21 protein-coding genes are annotated in these 22,430 nt (G+C 72.2%); 10 read left to right on the top strand and 11 right to left on the bottom strand.

Annotation, left to right across the window (positions count from 1 at the left end; all coding sequences use genetic code 11):
* Positions 1 to 166: 166 nt before the first annotated feature.
* The 4 genes from ABZ906_RS37905 to ABZ906_RS37890 all read left to right on the top strand — a co-directional run bounded on the left by ABZ906_RS37905 (position 167) and on the right by ABZ906_RS37890 (position 3,619).
* The gene (locus ABZ906_RS37905; protein ID WP_361195607.1) at positions 167 to 1,675 is read left to right on the top strand and encodes an FUSC family protein; all 1,509 of its coding nucleotides are present in this window, start codon (positions 167 to 169) and stop codon (positions 1,673 to 1,675) included.
* Positions 1,676 to 1,889: 214 nt separating this feature from the next.
* On the top strand, positions 1,890 to 2,654 hold the full coding sequence (locus ABZ906_RS37900; RefSeq protein ID WP_361390532.1) for a GAF domain-containing protein: 765 nt from the start codon (positions 1,890 to 1,892) through the stop codon (positions 2,652 to 2,654).
* The gene (locus ABZ906_RS37895) at positions 2,626 to 3,018 is read left to right on the top strand and encodes a DUF2267 domain-containing protein (RefSeq protein ID WP_361195611.1); all 393 of its coding nucleotides are present in this window, start codon (positions 2,626 to 2,628) and stop codon (positions 3,016 to 3,018) included. The genes ABZ906_RS37900 and ABZ906_RS37895 overlap by 29 nt, the downstream gene beginning before the upstream one ends.
* A gap of 40 nt (positions 3,019 to 3,058) precedes the next feature.
* Entirely contained in the window at positions 3,059 to 3,619 is a 561-nt protein-coding gene (locus tag ABZ906_RS37890) for a VanZ family protein (protein ID WP_361195613.1), read from the top strand.
* Between the two features lie 46 nt (positions 3,620 to 3,665).
* Here ABZ906_RS37890 and ABZ906_RS37885 read toward each other — a convergent pair whose 3' ends face one another.
* Positions 3,666 to 4,088: a DUF6003 family protein gene (locus tag ABZ906_RS37885; RefSeq protein ID WP_361390530.1), complete on the bottom strand. Its 423-nt coding sequence runs from the start codon at positions 4,086 to 4,088 to the stop codon at positions 3,666 to 3,668.
* A 107-nt stretch (positions 4,089 to 4,195) separates the two neighbouring features.
* Positions 4,196 to 5,041: an RNA polymerase sigma factor SigF gene (locus ABZ906_RS37880; RefSeq protein WP_361390528.1), complete on the bottom strand. Its 846-nt coding sequence runs from the start codon at positions 5,039 to 5,041 to the stop codon at positions 4,196 to 4,198.
* 210 nt (positions 5,042 to 5,251) lie between these two features.
* On the opposite strand from ABZ906_RS37880, the gene ABZ906_RS37875 reads away from it, so the two are divergent.
* The 4 genes from ABZ906_RS37875 (at position 5,252) to ABZ906_RS37860 (ending at position 8,531) form a co-directional block, all read left to right on the top strand.
* The gene (locus tag ABZ906_RS37875) at positions 5,252 to 5,665 is read left to right on the top strand and encodes an ATP-binding protein (protein ID WP_361195619.1); all 414 of its coding nucleotides are present in this window, start codon (positions 5,252 to 5,254) and stop codon (positions 5,663 to 5,665) included.
* 80 nt (positions 5,666 to 5,745) lie between these two features.
* Positions 5,746 to 5,979: an XRE family transcriptional regulator gene (locus ABZ906_RS37870; protein WP_361390526.1), complete on the top strand. Its 234-nt coding sequence runs from the start codon at positions 5,746 to 5,748 to the stop codon at positions 5,977 to 5,979.
* Between the two features lie 184 nt (positions 5,980 to 6,163).
* Complete coding sequence (locus ABZ906_RS37865; RefSeq protein ID WP_361390524.1) at positions 6,164 to 7,402, top strand: nitric oxide synthase oxygenase; 1,239 nt, start codon at positions 6,164 to 6,166, stop codon at positions 7,400 to 7,402.
* Between the two features lie 73 nt (positions 7,403 to 7,475).
* Positions 7,476 to 8,531 carry a lactonase family protein gene (locus ABZ906_RS37860; RefSeq protein ID WP_361390522.1) on the top strand — a complete coding sequence of 352 codons (1,056 nt, stop codon included), beginning with the start codon at positions 7,476 to 7,478 and terminating at the stop codon, positions 8,529 to 8,531.
* 95 nt (positions 8,532 to 8,626) lie between these two features.
* Here ABZ906_RS37860 and ABZ906_RS37855 read toward each other — a convergent pair whose 3' ends face one another.
* From ABZ906_RS37855 to ABZ906_RS37815, 9 genes are all read right to left on the bottom strand, one after another.
* Positions 8,627 to 9,571 carry a hypothetical protein gene (locus tag ABZ906_RS37855; protein ID WP_361195627.1) on the bottom strand — a complete coding sequence of 315 codons (945 nt, stop codon included), beginning with the start codon at positions 9,569 to 9,571 and terminating at the stop codon, positions 8,627 to 8,629.
* 181 nt (positions 9,572 to 9,752) lie between these two features.
* Complete coding sequence (locus tag ABZ906_RS37850; protein WP_361390520.1) at positions 9,753 to 10,742, bottom strand: BadF/BadG/BcrA/BcrD ATPase family protein; 990 nt, start codon at positions 10,740 to 10,742, stop codon at positions 9,753 to 9,755.
* Positions 10,739 to 11,416 carry a uracil-DNA glycosylase gene (locus tag ABZ906_RS37845; protein ID WP_361195631.1) on the bottom strand — a complete coding sequence of 226 codons (678 nt, stop codon included), beginning with the start codon at positions 11,414 to 11,416 and terminating at the stop codon, positions 10,739 to 10,741. The genes ABZ906_RS37850 and ABZ906_RS37845 overlap by 4 nt, the downstream gene beginning before the upstream one ends.
* A 33-nt stretch (positions 11,417 to 11,449) precedes the next feature.
* Positions 11,450 to 12,541 carry an exo-alpha-sialidase gene (locus tag ABZ906_RS37840; protein ID WP_361390518.1) on the bottom strand — a complete coding sequence of 364 codons (1,092 nt, stop codon included), beginning with the start codon at positions 12,539 to 12,541 and terminating at the stop codon, positions 11,450 to 11,452.
* A gap of 133 nt (positions 12,542 to 12,674) precedes the next feature.
* Positions 12,675 to 13,595: a homocysteine S-methyltransferase gene (mmuM, locus tag ABZ906_RS37835; protein ID WP_361390516.1), complete on the bottom strand. Its 921-nt coding sequence runs from the start codon at positions 13,593 to 13,595 to the stop codon at positions 12,675 to 12,677.
* A complete protein-coding gene (locus ABZ906_RS37830) occupies positions 13,592 to 15,670 on the bottom strand; it encodes an ABC transporter ATP-binding protein (protein WP_361390514.1) in 2,079 nt (692 codons plus the stop codon). The genes mmuM and ABZ906_RS37830 overlap by 4 nt, the downstream gene beginning before the upstream one ends.
* A 15-nt stretch (positions 15,671 to 15,685) precedes the next feature.
* Positions 15,686 to 16,600, bottom strand: a complete 915-nt coding sequence (locus tag ABZ906_RS37825; protein ID WP_361195638.1) for an ABC transporter permease — start codon at positions 16,598 to 16,600, stop codon at positions 15,686 to 15,688.
* Entirely contained in the window at positions 16,597 to 17,547 is a 951-nt protein-coding gene (locus ABZ906_RS37820; RefSeq protein WP_361390512.1) for an ABC transporter permease, read from the bottom strand. The genes ABZ906_RS37825 and ABZ906_RS37820 overlap by 4 nt, the downstream gene beginning before the upstream one ends.
* On the bottom strand, positions 17,544 to 19,415 hold the full coding sequence (locus ABZ906_RS37815; RefSeq protein ID WP_361390510.1) for a peptide ABC transporter substrate-binding protein: 1,872 nt from the start codon (positions 19,413 to 19,415) through the stop codon (positions 17,544 to 17,546). The genes ABZ906_RS37820 and ABZ906_RS37815 overlap by 4 nt, the downstream gene beginning before the upstream one ends.
* 168 nt (positions 19,416 to 19,583) lie before the next feature.
* Between ABZ906_RS37815 and ABZ906_RS37810 the strand changes: the two genes are divergently transcribed.
* A complete protein-coding gene (locus tag ABZ906_RS37810; RefSeq protein WP_361195643.1) occupies positions 19,584 to 20,834 on the top strand; it encodes an ROK family transcriptional regulator in 1,251 nt (416 codons plus the stop codon).
* Complete coding sequence (locus ABZ906_RS37805; RefSeq protein ID WP_361390508.1) at positions 20,831 to 22,405, top strand: M81 family metallopeptidase; 1,575 nt, start codon at positions 20,831 to 20,833, stop codon at positions 22,403 to 22,405. The genes ABZ906_RS37810 and ABZ906_RS37805 overlap by 4 nt, the downstream gene beginning before the upstream one ends.
* Positions 22,406 to 22,430 lie beyond the last annotated feature (25 nt).

Below are 22,430 nucleotides of genomic sequence, written 5' to 3'. Positions count from 1 at the left end.
CAGTGAAACCTGTGCCTGTTGAGCCAGCAGGACTCCGGATGGTCTGATGTGTCTGTCGATGGCGCTGCGGATTCCCGCGGCGCCTTTTTCATGCCGGTTCATGCGGGCGGTGCGAAATTCTGGCGGGCAGTTCGACGGAGCTGACCGCGAAAGGGGCGGGGAAGCTGTGCTGAAGAGCGTGTTCACGGCGCCGGATCCGGGGCGGATGCGGCTGCGGTTCGCCGCGCGGGCCGTCATCGGCATCGCCCTCGCGGTGGCCGTGTGCGGTCTGGCCGGGCACTCGCTCGCCGCGGCGATCACCGGCGGGCTCGCGGCGCTTCTCGCGCTCTTCACCGTGGGTGACGCGACGGTGAGGGGACAGGCCGTCACGACGGCCCTGCTGCCCGCCGTCGGGTTCCCCGTGCTCGCCCTCGCGGCCGTGCTGCACGACGTGCCCGTGGCGCGGGACGCCGCCTTCCTCGCCGTGATGGGCGCGGGCGTGTACGCGCGGCGGTGGGGGCCGCGCGGGCACTCGCTCGGCGTGTTCGCCTTCATGATGTTCTTCGCGACGCAGTTCCTGCACACGGGGCCCGGCCAGCTGCCCGAACTGTTCGCCGCCCTCCTGCTCTCGCTGTGCGCCTCGTCGGCCGTGCGGTTCGGCCTCTGGTGCTACGAACGCCGCGTGCCGCCCGCCGCCGTACCCGCGCCGCCGGCAGGACGGGGCCTCGCGAGGACGACCACCCGGCAGGCGGTCCAGGCGACGCTCGGCGGCGCCTTCGCGCTCGCGGCCGGGCAGGTGCTCTCCGACCAGCGGTGGTACTGGGCCGTGGGCGCCACCTGGTGGGTGTTCGTGAACACCGCGTCGAGCGGGGAGACCCTGGTGCGCAGCTTCAGGCGGGTGCTCGGCACGGTCATCGGCATCGGCGCGGGCTTCGTCCTCGCGGTCCCGCTGCACGGAGCGCCGGTGCCCTCGGCGATCATCGTCGCCGTCAGCGTCTTCGGGATCTTCTACACGGCCGCGGTCTCCTACACATGGATGATGCTCGCGGTCACCGTGATGGCCGGCGTGCTCTACGGCCTCCTCGGGGTCCTGAACCCGGGGCTGCTCGCCCTGCGGGTCGCGGAGACCGGCGTGGGCGCGCTCGGTGCCGTGCTCGCCGTGCTCCTCGTGCTGCCCGTCACCACGCATGCCACCACCAACGCCTGGATCGAGCGCGCCCTGCGCTGCGTGCACGCCTGCACCGCGGAAGCCGCCGCCCGGCTCGCCGGATCCGCGAGCGCCGACCCGGCGCCGCGCGTGGCCGAGCTTGAGCAGCTGCTGGGGAAGGTGCGGTTCTCGCTGGCTCCGCTGGTGCACCCGTTCAGCCCGCTGCGGGCCCGCAAGGAACGCGCCCGCCAGGTGCTCGCGCTGCTCGACGCCTGCGCCCGCGAGGTGCGCGGGCTCGCCTCGATCGCCGCGGACCCCGAGGCCTCGCACGACGACCGGCTCGCCGCCGCCTGCTGGCGCGTGGAGTCCGCCGTGGAGGCACTCACCGCGCCGGAGCCGGAACACGGACCGGCCGCCGATGCCGCCGCCGTGCCGCAACCGGTCGCCGCCGAGCCGGTCTTCGCCCATCTGCACGGCCTGGAGAAGGCACTCGTCGAACTGGCCGTGCCGCTGCGCACCCCGACCCGTACGCCGCTGATCGGGGCCTGACCAGGCACGATCCGGCCGCTGCCCTCAGCACGACCCGGCCGCTGCCCTCAACCGGACGGGTGACGTGGATGTATGGCACCGAACGGCCAGACATGAGGTGGCCGATCGCGTGGTAGACGGACTTCCGCTCCTCCGGGTGACGGGCCCAGCCGCGCGCCTCCGCCCGGAAGAGGCAGGCGGACCGTGAGGCGCGCGACGGAGAGGGATATCGACCATGCCGGAGATGCTGGAGGAATCACCGTCGATCGTGCACGACGTGTCGGTCGCCGCAGCTGTCGGGCGACACGCGCTGCCCAACCGGCTCTGTACCGCCTTCACCCAGTCCCTGGGCGCGCAGCGAGCAGCCCTGTCCTGGCTGCCCCGGCTCGAACACTGGCAGCTCCTGCACGCCACCGACGAACCCGCCCTGCAGGCCGAGGCCGCCCAGTTCACCCGCGCCGACGGCCCCTCGGTCAGCGCGGCCCTGGGGATGCAGCCCGTCTTCGTGCCGGACCTGCGCGACTACCCCTGCCGCACCGGACCGCCCCTGAGCGATGAACTGCCGGGCACCCGGCGGGTTCTCGCGCTCCCGCTGCACGACGGCCGCACACCGGTCGGCGTCCTGTGTCTCTACTACACCGAGCGCACCGACGTGACCTCCACCCACATCACCCACGCGCAGCGCGCCGCCGCCCTCGCCCTCGACGCCCTGATGCGCTGGCGGCCCGTGCACGCGGGCCACGGAAGCGGCCGTCCGGTGTGGACCACCAGCACGCGCGCGGCGCGCTGGGAGCGAATCCACCAGGCGGCCGAGCATGTCGCGGCGCGCCAGGACTGCGCCGTCGCCGAAGGGTTGGCGTGGCTGCAGGAAGTCAGCGCGAGCGACGGTCACTCGCTGCTCGACGTCGCCGACTCCGTCCTGCAGCCGTCCCGCGCCCATCACACCGACGAGCCCGAAGAAAGGAGCGGCCGTGAACGAGCCCGTGGAAGTGCTGCTTGACCGCGTCCAGGAACGCGGAGGCTATGTGGTCCGCCAAGAAGCCGCAGGAGCGGTGCAGAGCGTCCTCGAAGTCCTGGGCGAGCACCTGGTGGGCGACGACCGCACCGACCTGGCCCGGCTGCTGCCCCGCCAGTGCGGCCCGCTGCTCAACGAGGGCTCACCGGCCAGCGAACCCCTGACGCCCGCCGCCTTCGTCGCGGAGGTGGGCGCGCGCGTCGACGTCGACGCGGGTCAGGCCCGCCGCGCCGTCACCGCGGTGCTCGCCACGGTCGCGGAGGTCGCCGACGACGCGCTGCTGCGCCGCATCCTCACCCAGCTCCCGCCGGGGCACGCCGGTCTGTTCGGCCGTACGGACCCCGTCTGACGTCAGCGCTCCACCCCCACTGCCTGAATGGAGGCTCGTGATGGCACGGACAGTTCCACAGGGCAAGACCGTGGAGGAATCAGGGGGCGCAAGGGCCCCCGGTGCGCCCCCGCTCGCCGGATGGGCGCGCGCGATGGCCATGCTGGCGGCCTTCGCGGGGACGGTGGTGTTCGCCGTGCTCCTGGCCCGGCTGACCCTCGAACCCTCGGCCGCCTCCGAATCCCTGACGCACAGCAACCTGCGCCCCGGCGATTCGATCCGCGACTACCTCGGACAACCCGCGTTCCGCGACACCGTCAAACAGCTCGGCGGCAACATCGTCCTGGGGCTGCCGTTCGGCATGCTCCTGCCGGTGCTCGTGCCCCGCGCCCGCGGGCTCATCCGCGTCATAGCCCTGACGGCCGTGGTGATGCTGCTCGTCGAGCTGGCCCAGGGCATGCTCGTCACCGGACGCGCCTTCGACGTCGACGACGTCCTGCTCAACACGACGGGCGCCGTCCTCGGCTATCTGCTGGTCGGCCGCAGGCTGGGCCGTGCGGTACATCCCCGGCGGCGGCACTGGTGGCACCGCTTCACGAAGCGCTCGACCCCCGCCCGTTAGCGGCCGGGAGCGCGCGCGGTCACAAGACCGCACGCGCGGCCGCAGGTCATACGGTCAGTCGGCCGATGGCCTGCGGGTCGAGGCCGGTCAGCCGGGCGATGCGCGGCGCGGGAACACCCGCGGCGAGCGCCCGGTGGACCAAGGCCTCCCAGTCCCTGGTCGTGTCCCGGAACTCCAGGAGCTCGCTCTCCATGTCCGTGACGGACTGGGGCGCACACTCCTGCTGGACCCGCAGCGCCTCTTCCTCGCTCAACGGAATGGGCAGGCGCTCGGCGTCCTCGGGGATGAAGGCTTCGGCATCGGCAGGCAGGATCCGCACCAGCTCGGACGAGGCGGAAGCGTCGTGCGCCTGCAGCCAGCCGTGGACGGCGGGGCTCTCCGCGCAGTCCAGGGTGCCGACGGCAGCCAGCGCCGCCCCGAGGCGGGGGTGCCGGTCAGGAAGAAGGAAGAGATAAGCGTCGTCGGCCATTGCGGGGGATTCGCCTTCTGGTTCGGACATCAGCGGGGGCACTGATGCTAGCGCCCCCGCGGGCGGCCCGGATCCCTCTTCACCCCGCGGTACCGCGCCCGCGCGCGTCAGCGGGTGGTGAGCATTCCCGCGCGCAGGCGGGTCAGAGTGCGGGTCAGAAGGCGCGAGACGTGCATCTGGGAGACGCCCAGACGTTCGCCGATCTGCGACTGGGTGAGTTCGTCGACGAACCGCAGGCGCAGGATCTGCCGGTCGCGCTCGCTGAGTTGGGCGAGCAGCGGCGCCAGGGCGTGGAAGTCCTCCACGAGCTCCATGGCGGGGTCCTCCTCGCCGATGAAGTCGGCGAGAGCGGTCTCGCTGTCGTCGCGGTCGCCGTGCACCGCGGCGTCCAGGGAGGTGGAGTTGTAGCCGTTGGCGGCCTGGCGGGCCTCGATGACCTCTTCCTGCGTGAGGTCCATCAGCTCGGCCAGTTCGGCGACCTTCGGGGCGCGGCCCAGACGGGTGCTGAGCTCGTCGGTGGCCTTGGCCAGTTCGACGCGGGCCTCCTGGAGGCGGCGCGGAACGTGCACGGCCCATGAGGTGTCGCGGAAGAACCGCTTGATCTCACCTACGATGTACGGCACGGCGAACGTGGCGAACTGGACCTCGCGGGAGAGCTCGAAGCGGTCGATGGCCTTGATCAGACCGATCGTGCCGACCTGGACGATGTCCTCCATGTCGTCGCTGCGGTGACGGAACCGCCCGGCCGCGTACCGCACGAGGGACATGTTCATCTCGACGAGGGTGTTGCGGGCGTACTGGTACTCGGCAGTGCCCTCCTCCAGCGTGGCGAGCCTGGTGAAGAACAGCTTCGACAGCTCACGGGCGTCCTTCGGCTCGACGCCCTGGGGCGAGACGATCTCCGGCAGCGTCTCGATGCCGGTGTCCGTCGATGTCCCGGTGATCACTGTCATGATTTCCCTCCCAGTTCGCCGGCCCTCTGTCGTTCCCCGACCGGCCGGTGAAGCGCACGTACCCGGGCATCGGTGCTTCATGCGCCCCATGGTGCAACAAGATCCGTCGGGCATCCGGGGGTTATAGGTTCCGTATTGCCGGGCAAGTGTGCATCTCGGACAGCGGCCACCCCATATTCGGACAGAGGCCACCCCATACGAGGAGGGCTCATGAGGACGCACGGGATGCAACTGGACACCGGACCGATGGAGCAGGAGGTCTTCGACAAGACTCCTGAAGCCGTCGCCCACGCACGGGACTTCGCCCGCGCCTTCGTCGGCAGGCTCCGACCCGCGGTGGATTCCCAGGACGCCGCGAGCGTGGAACTCGCGGTCTCCGAACTCGTCACCAACGTCGTACGGCACGCCCGCGGGACCTCGTGCTCCCTGCGTCTGGAGGCACAGCCGGACGGCATCGCGGTACTGGTCGGCGACGACGATCCGCGACCGCCGAAGGAACGCGCGCCCGACCTTGCGGGCGGCACCGGCGGATTCGGCTGGCCCATGGTGCGGCACATGGCCGATTCGGTCACCGTGACCAGGGATCCGCACGGCAAGACCATCCGGGCCGTGCTGCCCCGATGAGGCGCCCCCGGCGCCGTGCGACGCCTGCCGTGGCCTGACGCGGACGGCATGAGAGCGCGCCGGCCGGGCAGGAGAGGCCAATGGACGACCTGTCTCAGCTACTCCAGCAGACCATGCGTCGACGCCATTTGACGCCGCAGGCGATCGCCGACAAGACGGGGATCCGCACCCCGCGTATCCGGGCGTTCGCCGAGGACGGCGCCGAGGGGCCCGTCCGCCCGACCGACGAGGAACTGGCGGAACTGGCCGGCGCCCTCGCACTGCCCGCCATCAAGGCCACCGCGCGGCCCACCGCCGCCGCGAGTTCACCCTGACCGCGAACCCCGCACCGACCTGGCGTTCCGGGTCGCGGCATGGACACACCGCCCGCGTCTGAGGCATGTTCACCGGGCACATACAGGGTGGATCACCCCGCAGGAGGGGTAACTCCGCGGCTGACGGACGTGCGGGCCGCGCGGGAGCGGTTCGCGCCACGGCGCCGCCTCCCGGGGGTGCACCATGCGCAATGTCCCGCGCAGGGCCGGACACGGAACCCCTGCGGACAGCGGCACGCGGGCAAGCGGAACCGCGGACCGGGCAGCCACCCACCGGCGCGCCGCGGACGCCGCCCGGGACGGGCCCGCACTGCGCCGGGCGGCCGCCGAGTTCATCCGCCTGCACCACGACGAGGCCCGCCGGGGTGACCCCGCCCCGCGGATCGCCGGGGTGTTCGCCGAGATCGACGGGACGGGCACCTACCGCCATACGCACGACGAGCTCGTCTTCGGCGCACGGCTCGCCTGGCGCAACGCCGCCCGCTGCATCGGGCGCCTCTACTGGCGCTCCCTGCACGTCCTGGACCGCAGGGAGCTGACCGCCGCAGGGGACATCGCCGCCGCGTCGGCGGAGCACCTGCGGCAGGCCGTCCGGGGCGGGCGGCGGATCAGGCCCCTGATCACCGTCTTCGCCCCCGACGCGCCCGGCCGCCCGGGGCCCCGCATCTGGAACGAACAGCTCATCCGGTACGCCGGGTACGAGAGTCCCGACGGCCGGATCGTCGGCGACCCGCGCAACGCCGGGATCACCGCGTTCGCCCGCGGCCTGGGCTGGCCGGGCGGCCCAGGCACACCCTTCGACGTACTGCCCCTGGTGGTCCAGGGGACCGGCGACGACCGGCCCCGCTGGTTTTGGCTGCCGCCCGACGCCGTGCTCGAAGTGCCGATCGAACACCCCGATCACGCCTGGTGGGCGGGGCTCGGGCTGCGCTGGCACGCGGTGCCCGCGCTGGCCTGCATGTGCCTGGAGATCGGCGGCGTCTGCTATCCCGCCGCGCCGTTCAACGGCTGGTACATGGGCACCGAGATCGGCGCCCGCAACCTCGCCGACAGCGACCGCTACGACCTGCTGCCGCGCGTCGCCCGGGGGCTCGGGCTCGACACGGCGAGCGACCGTTCCCTGTGGAAGGACCGCGCCCTGGTCGAGCTCAACCGGGCGGTGCTCCACTCCTTCGACCGGGCCGGGATCACCATGACCGACCACCACACCGAGTCCCGGCGCTTCCTGGCCCACGTCGGCCGCGAGGAGAGCAAGGGCCGCACCGTCGGCGCCGACTGGTCCTGGATCGTGCCGCCGCTCTCCGGCAGCACGACACCCGTCTTCCACCGCACGTACGACACGGTGGAGCGGCACCCCGCCTACGTCCACCACCCCGAGGCCCTGGCCAGGACGCGCGGCGAAAGCGGCCGGGCGTTGGTCTAGACCGCCTGCTAGCGTCTGCCGCACGAGCGCCCCCTGGACGCGGCGCTCGGTCGAGAGTCGAGAGGGGAACGCAGTGGTCGGCAGGCAGGGCGAGAGCGGGCGGGCGTACATCGGATCCTTCACCGCGGCAGGCGGGTCCGGGATCATCGCCGCCGCGGTCGACGCGGACAGCGGTGCGCTGACCGTCCTGGGCACCACGGACACGGTCGCCGACCCCTCGTACCTCGCCCTGTCGCCAGCGGGCGACATTCTCTACGCCGTCAGCGAGACATCGGACGGTGCCGTCGCCGCGTACCGCGTCGACGGCGACAAGCTGCGGCAGGCCGGGCCGCCGGTCCCGGTCGGCGGGGCGGCGCCCACGCATCTCGCCGTGCACGCCGGACACGTCCTGACCGCCAACTACGGCTCCGGCAGCGTCACCGCCGTGCCGGTGCGCCCCGACGGCGGCCTGGACCGCACCCCTTCCGGCATCCTGCAGCACACCGGCACCGGGCCCCACCCGCAGCGCCAGCAGGGACCGCACGCCCACCAGGTCCTGCCCGACCCGAGCGGCCGCTGGGCGGTGAGCGTCGACCTCGGCACCGACTCCGTACGCGTCTGCGAGCTCACGGCGGCGGGCGAGCCGGTGCTGCACCGCGAGGTCGCGCTGCGGCCGGGCTCAGGGCCGCGGCACCTGGTGTTCCATCCGCGCGGCGATCGCGCGTACGTCCTGAACGAGCTCGCCCCCACCCTGACGATCTGCGCCTGGGACGCCGCCGACGGAGCCCTCAAGCCGCTCGGCGAGGCGGCCGTCCTGCCGGGGCCCGTGGAGGGGGACGGCGAGGCCTACCCCTCCGAGGTCGTCGTCGCGCCCGACGGCCGCTTCCTGTGGACCGCCACCCGCGGCCAGGACGTCATCTCGGTGCTCGCGCTGGACGAGGCGGGGGACAGGCCGCGGCTGGCCGCCACCGTGCCGTGCGGCGGGCGCTGGCCGCGTGACCTGGCCATCGACCCGTCCGGACGGTTCCTGTACGCGGCCAATGAGCGCTCCGGCGACGTGACGTGGTTCGCCGTCGACCCCGGGACGGGCATCCCGCGCCGTGCCGGTTCGATCGAGGCCCCGGCCGCCTCCTGCGTGATCTTCGGCTGAATCACCGCGCCTGCCCCTACGCCGATGGGCCCGCCCCCTGCGTGAGGGGGCGGGCCCATCGGCGTAACGGCATCAGGTCTGCCGGCGCGGTGCGGTCAGTGGACCGGCGCGCCCGACGGCTGCTGCGGGGCGATCCCGAGCGCCGTCGCGTACTTGGAGAGGGCGAGCTTGCCGATCGCGGGGTAGGCGCCCAGCGACTCGGCGACCGAGCAGCCGGCCTCCTTGGCCGCCGCGTCGAGCAGGCCCGCGTCGATCTCCGGACCGATCAGGTACGGGGCGAGCGCCAGCTGGGTGGAGCCGGAGCCGCGCAGTTCCTCGGCCATGTTCGCGATGGCGCCCTCCTGGTCGAGAGCGGCGGCCATCACCGGGACCGCGAGACGGGCGGCGAGCAGCATGCCGGTGATCCCGGCGGCCTGCACGGCCTCCTCGCCGCCGACCGTGGCCAGGACGATGCCGTCCGCCGCGGTGGCCACCGTGAACAGGCGCGCGCGGTCCGCGCGGGCCAGACCGGCCTCGGAGAGACGCACGTGCAGCGCCTCGGCGAGCAGCGGGTGCGGGCCGAGCACGTCCGTCAGCTCGGCGGGGGCGCGGCTGTCGTTCACGGCCTGCCGCACGCGCCGCATCAGCGCGTTGTCGGGGCCCGCGAGGAGCGGCACCACGACGGCGACGGGCCCGTCGGGCTCGGCGACCTCCGCGCCCGCGGCACGCGCCTGCTCGAAGCGCGCGGTGCGCTCGGCGGCGGCGTGCGCGAGCACGGACTGCAGCGAGGGGAACTCCGGGAACGAGGTGGTCGTGGCGTCCTCGGTCCCGTCGAGGTACCCGATGCGGGCGTCGAGGCCGGGCAGCTCGGAGCGGGCGATGCTCACGACCTCTTCGGCGAGGCTGCGCGTGGCGGTGCTGGGTACGCCCGGTACGGCGAGAACGAGCGCGGGCGCGTTCTCGGGAGCCGCCACGGGCTCCGGGCGGCGGTGCCGACCGGGCTGGCGGGGTCGCGGCATTCGTACGGGCAGGCCTGATGCGGGCCCGGTGGGGGAGCTCATGGCCCCGCATGCTACTGGTCTTCGGGGCTTCACTGTTCGGGGAGGGTACAGGCGGGCGGTATAAGTCCACTTTTGTCTTGTGAGTTCCGAAGAGGTCAACTGTCACATTACGGAGTGGTCAACTGCCGCCCCGCATGTGCGCGCCTCACCGGGCGTGCACGGCTCACTGGACGTGCACGGCTCACTGGATGTGCACGGTGAGCATGCGCGGGTCCAGCGGCAGCCGCAGCCGGTCCGCGGCGACATCGGCGGCTATCCGTACCGCGCCGTCCAGGGGATCACCGGCCGCCGGAACGAGCCGTACGTGCCGCAGGCGGTCTGCGAGCTCCGCCTCCACCGGGCGCAGCAGCGCGTCACCCATCTTGAACAGGCCGCCGGTCAGGGCCACTTCGGGGTGCTCGCCCCGGCCGACCCGGTCCGGCGCCGGGCAGACGGCGGCCGCGGCATCGGCGATGTGCCGGGCGGCCTCGCGCAGGATCGCGGCGGCCGCGGGGTCGTCGGGGGCGCAGCGCGCCACCTCGGGCGCGAAGGAGGCGAGCATCGCGGGCCGGTCCGTACGCGGATAGAGCTGTCCGGGCAGTTGCTGCACGGGGCCGAACAGCTCCTCGGCGCGGGCGAGCAGCGCCTTCGAACCGCCCTGCCTCCCGTCGAACGCCCGCATCGCCGCTTCGAGGCCCGCGCGGCCGATCCACGCGCCGCCCCCGCAGTCGCCGAGCAGATGCCCCCAGCCGTCGGCGCGGTGCCACGCGGTCAGGTCCGTGCCGATCGCGATCATGCCGGTGCCCGCGGCGACGACTGCGCCGGGACGGTCGCCGAGCGCGCCCGCATAGGCGGTGACGGCGTCCGCGGCGAGCGCCAGGTGCCGTACGCCCAGGGCGTCCCGGAGCGCGGCGGGCAGTTGCGCGCGCAGGTCGGCGCCGAGGGTCGCCATGCCCGCGGCCCCGATGGCCACGGCGGTGATCCGCCCGCCGCCCGCCTGGTCCAGCAACTCCCGCGCCAGCGGCTCCAGTTGCTCCATGAAGTGCTCGGCGTCTATGCCCAGCGCACCGGTGCGCACCGGCTCCTTGGAGCTGACGGGGGCGGGGCGGGCGAGGCCGTCGAGCCGGTCCATGGCGACCCGGAGGCCGGAGCCGCCCGAGTCGACCCCGAGGACACACACGGCGTCCGTCACGGAAGCCGCCAGTCCACCGGCTGCCCGCCCTGCTGGACGAGCAGGTCGTTGGCGCGGCTGAAGGGGCGCGAGCCGAAGAAGCCGCGGTCCGCCGACATGGGCGAGGGGTGCGACGACTCGACGGACGGCAGCGGGCCGAGCAGCGGCCGCAGGTTGCGGGCGTCGCGCCCCCACAGGATGGAGACCAGGGGGCGCCCGCGTGCGGCGAGCGCCCTGATGGCCTGCTCGGTCACCTCTTCCCAGCCCTTGCCCCGGTGTGCGGCGGGCTGCCGCGGAGCCGTGGTGAGCGCCTTGTTGAGCAGCAGGACGCCCTGCTGGGTCCAGGGCGTCAGATCGCCGTTCGACGGCTGCGGGAGGCCCAGGTCGGAGCCCAGCTCGCGGTAGATGTTGATGAGGCTGCCGGGCAGCGGGCGCACCTCGGGCGCGACCGAGAACGACAGACCCACCGCGTGCCCCGGGGTCGGGTAGGGGTCCTGGCCGACGATGAGCACCCGCACCTCGTCGAAAGGCTGCTGGAACGCGCGCAGGACGTTCGGCCCGGACGGGAGATAGGTGCGTCCCGCCGCGATCTCCGCGCGCAGGAAGTCGCCCATCTCGGTGATCTTCCCGGCGACGGGTTCGAGGGCCTTCGCCCAGCCCGCTTCGACGATTTCATGCAAGGGTCGTGATGCCACGGCGTCACCCTACTGCCGTAACGGGGGCGCCGATCAACCGATGGCCGCCGCCCTGACGCACAGTACGTCGGGCAGGTGGGAGGCCAACTCCTGCCAGCTGTCGCCGTCGTCCGCCGACGCGAACACCTCGCCGTTGCGATTGCCGAAGTAGATGCCCGCCGGGTCCTGGCCGTCGCTGCACATCGCGTCGCGCAGCACCGTGCCGTAGTGATCGTCGGTCGGGAGGCCCGCGCTGAGCGGCTCCCAGCTCTTGCCGGCGTCACCCGTGCGGTACACCCGGCAGCGGTGGTCGGCGGGGACGCGGTCCGCGTCGGCGTTGATGGGGAAGACGTAGGCGGTGTCCGCGCGGTGCGGGTGGGCGACGACCGCGAAGCCGAAGTCGGAGGGCAGGCCCTCGCCGATGTCCGTCCAGTGCGCGCCCGCGTCGTCGCTTCGATACACGCCCCAGTGGTTCTGCAGATACAGGCGGTCCGGATCGACGGCGTCGCGCGCGACCTTGTGCACGCACTGGCCGAACTCCGGGTTCGGGTCCGGCAGGAAGGCCGCGGAGACGCCGCTGTTCGACGGGGCCCAGTTCTTGCCGCCGTCCCGGGTGCGGAATACCCCGGCGGTGGAGACGGCGACCGTCACCGCGTCCGGGTCGCGGGAGTCAGTGAGCACGGTGTGCAGGCCTTCGCCGCCGCCTCCCGGCACCCACCGGTCACGCGTGGGGTGCTCCCAGAGCGGGCGAACGAGCTCGAAGGTCTCGCCGCGGTCCTGCGATTTGTACAGCGCGGCCGGTTCCGTGCCCGCGTACACCACATCCGGTTCGGCGGCTGCGGGGTGCAGTTGCCAGACACGCTCCAACGAGGCGTCGGTGTCCTTGGGGAACTTGACGGCCGCCTTGGCCGGCTCCGTCCAGGTCCTGCCGAGGTCGTCCGAGTGGAAGACGGACGGGCCGTAATGGGAGCTGTCGCCGCCCGCCAGGAGACGGGGCGTGTCCCCGCGGGTGTCGATGGCGACCGAGTAGATCGCCTGGGCGTTGAAGTACGGACTTTCGTCGAACTGCCAGGTGCTCGTGCCGCTGGGTTTGCGGCCGATGAAGAGGCCTTTGCGGGTGCCTACGGTCAGGATGATCTCAGCCATGGGAGCCACCTCCGGGACGCCGTTGTCTCAGGTACGGCTCAGTCTGCACCCCGGCACTGACAGTCACCTTCGGACAGGGCGTTTTCGCAGGTCGTGGCGGGTGTGACGGAAACGCGGCGCCCTCTCCGCCAGCTCACTGCGGCCGGTCGGACGCGGACAGCTCCGCCGCCACCCGGGAGATCGTTTCCGGCCCCACCCGGCAGCACCCCCCGATCAGCCGCGCCCCCGCGTCCCGCCAGCCCGTGACCCGGCCCGCACCGAAGCGCCGGGGCCCCCGCCACGCCCTGGCCGCCGCGTCCCACCTCTCGCCGCTGTTCGGGTAGGCGACCACCGGCTTTCCCGTGATCCGCGCGGCGAGACGCACCGCCGCGTCCGCGTCCCCGGGGTCGCAGCAGTTGATGCCGACCGCCAGGACCTCCTCGGCGTCGGCGGCCAGGGCGAAGGCCTCCGCCAGGGGCTGACCCGCCCGTGTGTAGCCGCCGGAGACGCTGTACGAGAGCCAGGCGGGAACGCCCAGGCCGCGCACCGCCCGCAGCAGCGCCCGCGCCTCGTCCGTGTCCGGGACCGTCTCCAGGGCGAACACGTCCGGCTCCGCGGCGGCCAGGACCTCCAGGCGCGGACGGTGGAAGCGTTCGAGCTCGGCGACCGTCAGGCCGTACCTGCCCCGGTACTCGGAGCCGTCCGCGAGCATCGCGCCGTACGGTCCCGCGGACGCGGCCACCCACACGTCGCGCCCCGCGTCCGCTCCCGCCTCGCGCGCCAACTCCACGCTCAGGCGCAGCAGTTCGGCGGTGCTCACGGCGTCGATGCCGTGCCGGGCGAAGCCCTCGAACGTGGCCTGGTAGCTCGCCGTGGTGGCGATGTCCGCGCCCGCCGCGTAGTACGCGCGGTGCGCCGCCGCGACGGTCTGCGGCGCGTCGGCGAGGAGCCTCGCCGACCACAGGGCGTCGCCCAGGTCGTGCCCGGCGGCCTCCAGCTGGTTGGAGAGGCCGCCGTCGAGCACGAGCGGGCGGCGGGTCAGGGCATCCGCGAGTTTCACACTGGCCGCTTTCACACCGTCGACGCTAGCCGAGGCGCGGACAGCGGGAAGTGGCACGCGACCTGATGTCCCGCGCCGTTCGGGGTCGACACCAGAGGCTCCGTGGTGGCGCACACCTCCTGTGCCAGGGGGCACCGGGTGCGGAAACGACAGCCCGACGGTGGCTTCGCGGCCGACGGTGTCTCGCCCTCCAGGGGTGTGCGGTCCATGCCGTCCGCCGCCTGCGGGTCCGGCAGGTTGACCGTGTCGAGCAGCCCGCGCGTATAGGGGTGCAGCGGATGCGCGTACACCTGCTCGGCCGGGCCCGACTCGACCAGCTTGCCCAGGTACATCACGCCGACCGTGTCCGCGAGGTGGCGCACCACCGCCAGGTCGTGCGAGATGAACAGATACGTCAGGCCGCGCTCCCGCTGAAGCTCCCGCATCAGGTTCAGGATCTGCGCCTGTACGGAGACGTCGAGCGCGGAGACCGGCTCGTCCGCCACCACCAGATCGGGCGACAGCGTCAACGCCCGCGCAAGCCCCAGGCGTTGACGCTGGCCGCCGGAGAACTCGTGCGGATAGCGGTGCACGGCGCCGCGCGGCAGGCCGACCGCGTCCAGGAGCTCCGCGATCAGCTTCTCCTGGTCGGCGCGGCTGCCGACACCCTGGATCACGAGGGGCTCCCGCAGGATCTCGCCCACGCGCATCCGCGGGTCCATGGCGGCCGTGGAGTCCTGGAACATCAGCTGCACGCGCCGCCGGTGCGCCCGCCGCTCGGTCCGCGACATCCGCGCCGGGTCGTGCCCCTCGAAGCGCACCTGCCCGGCCGTCGGCTCTTCGAGGCCCGCGACGATCCGGCCCAGCGTGGTCTTGCCGCAGCCGGACTCGCCGACCATCCCGAACGTCTCGCCCTTGCGGATCTCCAGACTGACCCCGCCCACCGCGCTGACCGTGCCCCGACGGCGCGAGAAGGCACCGCCCTTGAGGGGAAAGTCCTTGACCAGGGAGTCGAGTGCGACGAGCACGTCGCCCGGTGCGCGCGGCGCGGGCACGGTCGGCGGGATCACGACCTCCGCCTCCGTGGCGTCGTCCGGCACCGGGTGGAAGCAGGCGAACCGGTGCGCGGCGCCGCGCACGTCGTCGTCCGCGAGTTGCGGCTCCCGCTCACGGCACTCGTCCGTGGCGAAGGTGCAGCGCGGTGCGAACCGGCATCCGGTCGGGCGCACCGCCAGGTTCGGCGGAAGGCCGGGAATGGTGTGGAGCGCCGAGCCGCTGTCCGCGGCCCGCTCGGGGAGCGAGGCGAACAGCGCCTCGGTGTAGCGGTGCCGGGGCCGGGTGAACAGGTCGCGTACGTCGGACTGTTCGGCGACCGTGCCCGCGTACATCACGGCCACCCGGTCGACCCGGTTGGCGATGACGCCCAGGTCGTGCGTGACCAGGATCATCGCCATGCCGAGCCGCTCGCGCAGGCCGTCGATCAGCTCCAGGATCTGGTGCTGCGTCGTCACGTCGAGGGCGGTGGTCGGCTCGTCGGCGATGAGCAGCTTCGGCTCGCAGACCAGGGCCATGGCGATCGCCACGCGCTGGCGCATGCCGCCCGACAGCTGGTGCGGGTAGGCCTTCATGCGCTCGGCGGGCTGCGGCATGCCGACCAGGCGCAGCATCTCCTCGGCCCGCGCCCACGCCTCTTTGCGGCTCAGTTCGGGGCGGTGCAGGACGAGCGGTTCGGCCACCTGCGCGCCGATCGTCATCGTCGGGTTCAGCGAGGTCAGCGGGTCCTGGAAGACCATGCCGATGGTGTTGCCCCGTACGTCCTGGAGGACGGGTGCGGGGGCCGCGGCCAGGTCGTGGCCGTCGAACAGGATGCGTCCGCCGGTGACGGCGCCGCCGGGCGGAAGGAGGCCCAGGACGCTGAGCGCGGTCATCGTCTTGCCGCAGCCCGACTCGCCGACGATGCCCAGGGCCTCGCCCGGGGCGAGTTCGAGGGAGATGCCGTCGAGGGCGTGGACGGTGCGCTCGCGCGAGGCGATGTCGACGCGCAGGTCTTCGATTCTGAGCAGCGGCCCGGTGGTCGGCCGTGGCTCGGTCGTGAGCAGTGGCTCGGTCATCTCGTCGGTTCTCCCTTACTTCCGCAGCCGGACTTCGAACGCGTCGCGCAGGCCGTCACCGATGAAGTTGAACGCGGCGACGACGAGGACGATCGCGATGCCCGGCGGGAAGATCAGCCACCAGTAGCCGTTCTGTGTGTAGGTGATGCCGGCCGAGAGCATCGAGCCCCAGTCGGCGGAGGGCGGCGGAATGCTCAGGCCCAGGAAGGCCAGGTAGCTGACGTAGAGGATGGCGTCGGCGATCTGGAAGGTGCAGTTGACGATGACCGTGCCGATCGCGTTCGGCACGATGTGCTTGAACACCGCCCGCGCACCGCCGCCGCCCATCATCCGCATCGCCTGGACGTACTCGCGGTCGCGCAGCGAGAGCGCCTCGCCGCGCACCAGGCGGGCGGGGGAGAGCCAGGCGACCGAGGCGATGATGACGATGAGGACGCCCTTGCTCGGCGTGATGATCGCGGCGACGACGACGAGCAGGAACATCGCCGGGATCGCGAGCGCGGCGTCCGTGATCCGCATCATGGCCGCGTCCACCCAGCCGCCGAAGTACCCCGCGACCGCCCCGTACACCGTCCCGAAGAGGGTGGCGAGGAGACCCGCAGCCAGGCCGATCTCAAGCGACGTCTGCCCGGCGACCATCAGCCGCCCGACCATGTCGTAGCCGAGGTCGGTGGTGCCCAGGAGGTGGCCGGAGCTGCCCGGCGCGAGGTTGGCCTGCGACAGGTCGGTGTGCACCTGTTCGGTCGAGTAGAGCAGCGGCCCGAGGTAGCTGAAGGCCAGGAGCAGGACCAGGACCACCACGCCCGTCAGGGCGAGCTTGTTGCCGGTGAAGACCTGGAGCGTCCGGCGGGCGAGCGAGGGCGTGGCCTGCGCCGCCGCCTCGTTGCCCGGAGCGGCCCCGGGGGTGACGTCTGCGGTCGCGGTACTCATGCCACGCTCCGGATCCGGGGGTCGAGGACGGCGTAGAGGATGTCGGTGAGCAGCGAGCCGACGACGGTGGCGACACCGACGACGAGGGTCACGCCGAGCAGCACCGGGAAGTCGGAGCCCTGCGCCGCGTTCCAGAACAGCAGCCCCATGCCGGGGTAGTTGAACATCGACTCGACGACGAGGGCGCCGCTGAAGAGCGTCGGCAGGTAGAGGCCGAGCAGCGTCGCGAGGGGGATCAGCGCGTTGCGCAGGACGTGCCGGACCATGATGCGGCGGCTCGACTGGCCCTTGGCCATCGCCGTACGGACGTACTCCTCGGTGAGGTTGTCCAGGACCGCCGAGCGCATGTAGCGGCTGAACATCGCCACGATGCCGAAGGCCATGGTGACGACCGGCAGGACCAACCCCGTGAAGTCGCCCAGGAGTTTGCGCACGCTCTCGCCCTGCGGTGCCTCCGCAGGCAGGATCGGCATCACCTGCGCGAACAGGATGATCATGATGAGGCCGAGGAAGAACACCGGCGTCGCGTAGAGCAGGAAGGCCAGCCCCGTCAGCGCGTAGTCGGACGCCTTGCCGCGCCGCACGGCCTGCAGCAGGCCCAGTGGGACCGCGATGACCACGGCGAGGGCGGTGGAGAGCACCGTCAGGAGCAGGGTCTTCGGCAGCCGCTGCTTGAGCAGGTCGAAGACCGGCGAGTTGAGCTTGAAGGACTCGCCGAGGTCACCCGTGAAGAGCCGCTTCAGGTACATCACGTACTGCTGGGGCAGCGAACGGTCGTACCCCTGCTGGTGGTTGAAGTGCTCGATCTGCTGCGGGGTGCCCTTGGGGCCGAGGATGGCGCGTGCCGGGCCGCCGGGCAGCATGTGGAGCAGGGTGAAGACGATGATCGAGACCAGGAACAGTACGACCAGCGCCTGAAGGAAGCGCTTGACCAGAAAGCCGGTCACTTGTCGGCTCCCTTCTTCTTGACGTAGTACCAGTCCTGCGGCGCGAAGGTGACCGTCGGGTTCTGGCTGACGCCCCGCAGGTCGTTGCGGATCACCGAGACCTGGTAGGCGGGGTTGGGCATCCACATCACGGGCAGCTGCTCGGCGAGGTATTCGCCGTACGCGTGCACGGCCTTCATGTCGGGCGAGTACTGCACCGCGCGGATGATCCGGTCGGCCTTCTTGTCGCTGTAGTTGCCGAAGTTGGCGGAGGCCCCGGTGGAGAAGAGCTGCTCACCGCTGGGGTTGAGCGGGTAGTACCAGCTGCCGGCCGTCCCGAAGAACGACATGTCCCAGTCGCAGCCGGGGTCCTTCGCCTTGCAGGGCACGGAGTTGCCGAGCACGGAGTTCAGCGGCTGCTGGCGCACGGTGAGGTCGATCCCGGCCCGGGAGAGCGAGGACTTGAGCTCCTGCATCATGTTCGTCGTCTCGGTGGAGCCGGACTGGGAGAGCAGGGTGAGTTCCAGCGGGGCGTTCTTCGGGATGCCCTTGCCGCACGCGTCGGCTCCCGTGCCGGGGCGCACACAGCGTGCGGTGCCGTCCACCGTCTTCCAGCCGTGCGCGGTGAGAAGCCGCCGGGCCTTCCGCACGTCGAAGGGGTATTGGTTCTTCTCCATCGCGTCGGAGAGGTACTGGCTCTTGGGCGTCACCGGCACCGGGCCGAGCGTCGGCGTCGCGCTGCCCTGCCAGACGACATCGCTCATCGCCTTCTGGTCGACGAGGTGCTGCATGGCCCGGCGGATGTAGAGCTGGTCCATCATCGGGCCCGCGTGCGTGGAGTTGAAGTTGTAGACGATGTACGTCGCCGCCCAGCCCTCCCACGGATCGACGCGGTAGCCCTTGTCCTGGAACTTCTCCTTCTGCGCCATCACCGACGGCGGGATGTAGCCGTAGTCGACGCCTCCCGAACGCAGGACGTTGTACTCGGAGTCGGCCGTGGTGAAGGGCTTGAAGACCACCTTGTCCAGGTGCGGGCGCTGCGACTTCGGGCCGGTGTACTTCTCGTTCGGAACGATGGTGACCTGCCCGCTGTCACGCCAGCCCGCCAGCTTCCAGGGCCCGTTGACCGTCTTCCAGAGGGGGTCCGAGCCGTACGATCCGAGGCTCTTGGCGTGCCGGGTGAGGCGTGCGAAGACGGTCTTGGCGCCGGCCTTCGTGCGGTCCCAGTCACCGATCTTGCCGCCGTCCGTCTTGGCGTCCCAGGCGTGCTGGGGCAGGGCCCGCATGAGGGTGAGCTGGTTGGCGGTGAACCAGTCGGGGTTGTAGGCGCGGCTCAGGTGCAGGCGCACGGTGTGGTCGTCGACGGTCTCGAAGCGCTTGACGTTGTCGGGCATCGTGCCGACCGAGTAGTTGCCCCAGCTCGCCTTGTTGGCCTTGACGAGGTTGAACCAGAACTCGATGTCGCGTGCCGTGACGGGCTTTCCGTCGGACCATGTCACGCCCTCGCGCAGCGGCACCGTCACGGTCTTGTTGCCGTCGCTGAACTCCGGCTCCGAGCCGAGCGTGCTCGGGCCGTGCGTGGTCAGCTCGCCCTTGTCCTGCACGGCGTCGTACACCGGCATGAAGAGCAGCGACTGGATGCCGTAGTTGTACGAGGCGCCGTAGCCGGGCGCGCCGATCGGGAAGATCCAGTTCGGGGTCGCGGCGGGCGGCAGGGCCATCGTGGCGGTGCCGCCCTCGACCGGTGTGCCGCCGGTGGGGCCCATGTCGATGCGGCCGCCCTCCTGCGTGCAGCCGGTGACCGCCGTGAGGGCGAGCGCGGCGGCGGATGCCGCGACGGCTATGAGAGCGCGACGCCGCGCGCGGGGACGTGATCGCCTTGAGCGCATGGCGAAGGGCCTCCAGGGATGCGAGAGCCGGACCGTGCCGGAGATCGACGGGCGGCGCCTGAACGCTAGATCTGGCGACAAAATCAAGTCAAGAGCTTCGTTCGGCAAGAAGTCCTAAAGTCGAAGGCCCTGGCCAACTTGGTTCGAAGAGACTTAGTGTTCCTCCTGATGTCGAACGAACCGATCGAAGCAACTGGGCACGGCATGACAACTGGGGGCGGCATGGCCGGAACACCGCACGGCGAACCGGGGTCGGCGCAGCACATCCTGCAGCTGGTCTCCTCGGGCGCCGCCTCCTCCCGGGCCGATCTCGTACGGGAACTGGGGCTCGCCCCCTCCACCGTGTCGCTGCGCGTGCAGGAACTCGTCAACGCCGGTGTGCTGACCGAATCCGGCGAGGGAGCATCCCGCGGAGGCCGCCGCCCCCGGCTGCTCCGCGTCCGCGCGCAGGGCGGCGTCGCCCTCGCCGCCGACCTCGGCAGCCACCACGCGCGCATCGGCGTCGTCGACCTCGGCGGCACGGTCCTGGACGCCGTCGACCTGCCGCACGACATCACCGCCGGGCCCGAGTCCGCCGTCGACTGGCTCTGCGGGCAGGTCGCCGAGCTCGGCGAACGCCAGCGCGAGGCGGGCCGCACCGTCCGCGCCCTCGGCGTCGCCTTCCCCGGGCCCGTACAGCCCGCCGAGGGCCGCGTCCTGAGCCCCTCGCGCATGCCAGGCTGGCACCGCTACCCGCTGCGGGACGTCCTCGCCGAGCGCCTGGGCATCCCCGTCACCGTCGACAACGACGCCACGATGATGGCCGTCGGGGAGCACCGCACCGCGCGCCCCGGCCTCGACCACATGGTCGTCGTCAAGGCGGGCCGCGGCATCGGCAGCGGCGTCATCGTCGCGGGCCGCCCGCACGACGGCGCCAACGGCTCCGCGGGCGACATCAGCCACGTACGCATAGAGGCGGCGGGCGAGAGGCCGTGCAGCTGCGGGAACATCGGCTGCCTGGAGACCGTGGCCAGCGGCGCCGCCCTCATCCGCGAACTCGCCGCACAGGGCGTGAAGGTGGCGGACACCACCGAACTCCTGCGGCTCGTCGCCGACGGCGACCCGCAGGCCACCACCCTGGTCCGCACCGCCGGACGGCACATCGGCACCGTCCTGTCCGTCGTCGTGAACTTCTTCAACCCCCGGGCCGTCGCCCTCGGCGGGGTCCTCGCCACCGCCGAACCGCTCGTCGCCGCCGTGCGCGGTGTCCTCTACGAGCGCTGCCTGCCCCTGGCCACCGCGGACCTGGAGATCACCACCACCGTGACGGGCCGCGACGCGGGCCTCCTCGGCGCCGGACTCACCGCCCTGCGCCAGCACCTCCCCATCTCCCCGGCATCACAGGACCCGTCATCCCAGGAAGAGAGCGTCCAAGCATGACCACCCCCGCAACGAACCAGCGTCGCCTCCGTATCGGCATCGGCGGCATCGGCATCGAGTCCTCCACCTTCTGCCCGCACCGCTCCACCACGGACGACTTCCGCCAGACCCGCGGCCAGGACCTCCTGGACCGCTACACCTGGACCCGGCCGGACTCCGACCTCGCCCCCGAGGTCGAGTGGGTGCCGCTCCTGCACGCGACCTCGCTGCCCGGCGGTCCCGTGGAGGCGGAGTCGTATCTGATCCTCAAGGACGAACTGGTCACGCGCATACGGGAAGCGGGCCCGCTGGACGGCCTCGTGTACGACATCCACGGCGCGATGAGCGTCATCGGCCTGACCGACGCCGAGGCCGACCTGACCGAAGCGGTCCGTGCCGCTCTCGACGCGGTGGGCACCCCCGACGGCGGACGTCCGATGATGTCGACCGCCATGGACCTGCACGGCAACGTCTCGCGCCGGTTCGCCGAGCCGATCGATCTGCTCACCGCCCACCGCCTCGCCCCGCACGAGGACGCCTGGGAGACCCGCGAGCGCGCCGCCCGCAACCTCGTGCGCTGCCTGCGCGAGGGAGTACGGCCGCACCGCGCCTGGGTGCAGGTGCCGGTACTGCTTCCCGGCGAGAAGACCAGCACCCGCCTGGAGCCCGCCAAGTCCCTCTACGCCTCGCTCGCCGAGATCGAGAAGCTGCCCGGCATCCTCGACGCCGCGATGTGGGTCGGCTACGCCTGGGCGGACGAGCCGCGCTGCAAGGCCGCGATCGTCGTCACCGGCGACGACTCCGCGCTGGCCGCAGCCGAGGCCGAGAAGCTGGCCCGCCGCTACTGGGACGCCCGGCGTGACTTTGTCTTCGTCGGGCCCACCGGCGGCGCCGACGAGTGCATCGCACAGGCGGTCGCCTCGGACAAGCGGCCCTTCCTGATCAGCGACTCCGGCGACAACCCCACGGCGGGCGGCGCCGGCGACCTGGCGTACATGCTGGGCAGGCTCCTGGAGAACGACGCGATCCGCTCCGGGAAGGTCACCGCGGTGCACCCCGGCATCACCGACCCCGTCGCCGTCGCCCGCTGCTTCGAGGCCGGCGTGGGCGCCGAGGTCACATTGAGCGTCGGCGGCAAGGTCGACGCGAACCACGGCGGCCCGTACGAACTCACCGGCACCGTCGTGGCGTTGCAGCGCGCCGCCGACCAGAAGGACCGGGCGGAGGGCGGCGCGTACGACCGGGGTGTCGACATGGCCGCGGTGCGGACCGGCGGCGTGACCGTCATCCTCGTCGAGCGCCGCAAGCCCTTCCACACCCTCGCGGACTTCACGGGCCCCGCGGACGGCGGCCTCGGCATCGACCCGCGCACCTTCGACCTGGTCGTCGTCAAGATCGGCTACCTGGAGCCCGAGCTCTACGACATGGCCGCCGACTGGCTCCTCGCCCTCACCCCCGGCGGCGTCGACCAGGACCTCCTCCGGCTCGGTCACCACCGGGTGGAGCGCCCGCTGTACCCGTTCGACGAGGACGCGTACGACACCGGGGACGGCCCCGCCCTCACGGCGGCCCAACTGACGCCGCTCGCCTGATGAGAAGGGGCTTCACCTGCCATAA

This window comes from Streptomyces sp. NPDC046925 (assembly GCF_040644915.1).
In the GTDB taxonomy this organism is placed as follows: Bacteria; Actinomycetota; Actinomycetes; order Streptomycetales; family Streptomycetaceae; genus Streptomyces.
This window is presented reverse-complemented; position numbering and strand designations above follow the sequence as displayed.

What these genes read in the sequence shown, in the direction of transcription:
- ABZ906_RS37900 (WP_361390532.1), top strand. Translation starts at nt 1,890, where the DNA reads ATGCCGGAGATGCTGGAGGAATCACCGTCGATCGTGCACGACGTGTCG.
- ABZ906_RS37890 (WP_361195613.1), top strand. Translation starts at nt 3,059, where the DNA reads ATGGCACGGACAGTTCCACAGGGCAAGACCGTGGAGGAATCAGGGGGC.
- ABZ906_RS37885 (WP_361390530.1), bottom strand. Translation starts at nt 4,088, where the DNA reads ATGGCCGACGACGCTTATCTCTTCCTTCTTCCTGACCGGCACCCCCGC.
- ABZ906_RS37880 (WP_361390528.1), bottom strand. Translation starts at nt 5,041, where the DNA reads ATGACAGTGATCACCGGGACATCGACGGACACCGGCATCGAGACGCTG.
- ABZ906_RS37875 (WP_361195619.1), top strand. Translation starts at nt 5,252, where the DNA reads ATGAGGACGCACGGGATGCAACTGGACACCGGACCGATGGAGCAGGAG.
- ABZ906_RS37870 (WP_361390526.1), top strand. Translation starts at nt 5,746, where the DNA reads ATGGACGACCTGTCTCAGCTACTCCAGCAGACCATGCGTCGACGCCAT.
- ABZ906_RS37865 (WP_361390524.1), top strand. Translation starts at nt 6,164, where the DNA reads ATGCGCAATGTCCCGCGCAGGGCCGGACACGGAACCCCTGCGGACAGC.
- ABZ906_RS37855 (WP_361195627.1), bottom strand. Translation starts at nt 9,571, where the DNA reads ATGAGCTCCCCCACCGGGCCCGCATCAGGCCTGCCCGTACGAATGCCG.
- ABZ906_RS37840 (WP_361390518.1), bottom strand. Translation starts at nt 12,541, where the DNA reads ATGGCTGAGATCATCCTGACCGTAGGCACCCGCAAAGGCCTCTTCATC.
- ABZ906_RS37830 (WP_361390514.1), bottom strand. Translation starts at nt 15,670, where the DNA reads ATGACCGAGCCACTGCTCACGACCGAGCCACGGCCGACCACCGGGCCG.
- ABZ906_RS37825 (WP_361195638.1), bottom strand. Translation starts at nt 16,600, where the DNA reads ATGAGTACCGCGACCGCAGACGTCACCCCCGGGGCCGCTCCGGGCAAC.
- ABZ906_RS37815 (WP_361390510.1), bottom strand. Translation starts at nt 19,415, where the DNA reads ATGCGCTCAAGGCGATCACGTCCCCGCGCGCGGCGTCGCGCTCTCATA.
- ABZ906_RS37810 (WP_361195643.1), top strand. Translation starts at nt 19,584, where the DNA reads ATGTCGAACGAACCGATCGAAGCAACTGGGCACGGCATGACAACTGGG.
- ABZ906_RS37805 (WP_361390508.1), top strand. Translation starts at nt 20,831, where the DNA reads ATGACCACCCCCGCAACGAACCAGCGTCGCCTCCGTATCGGCATCGGC.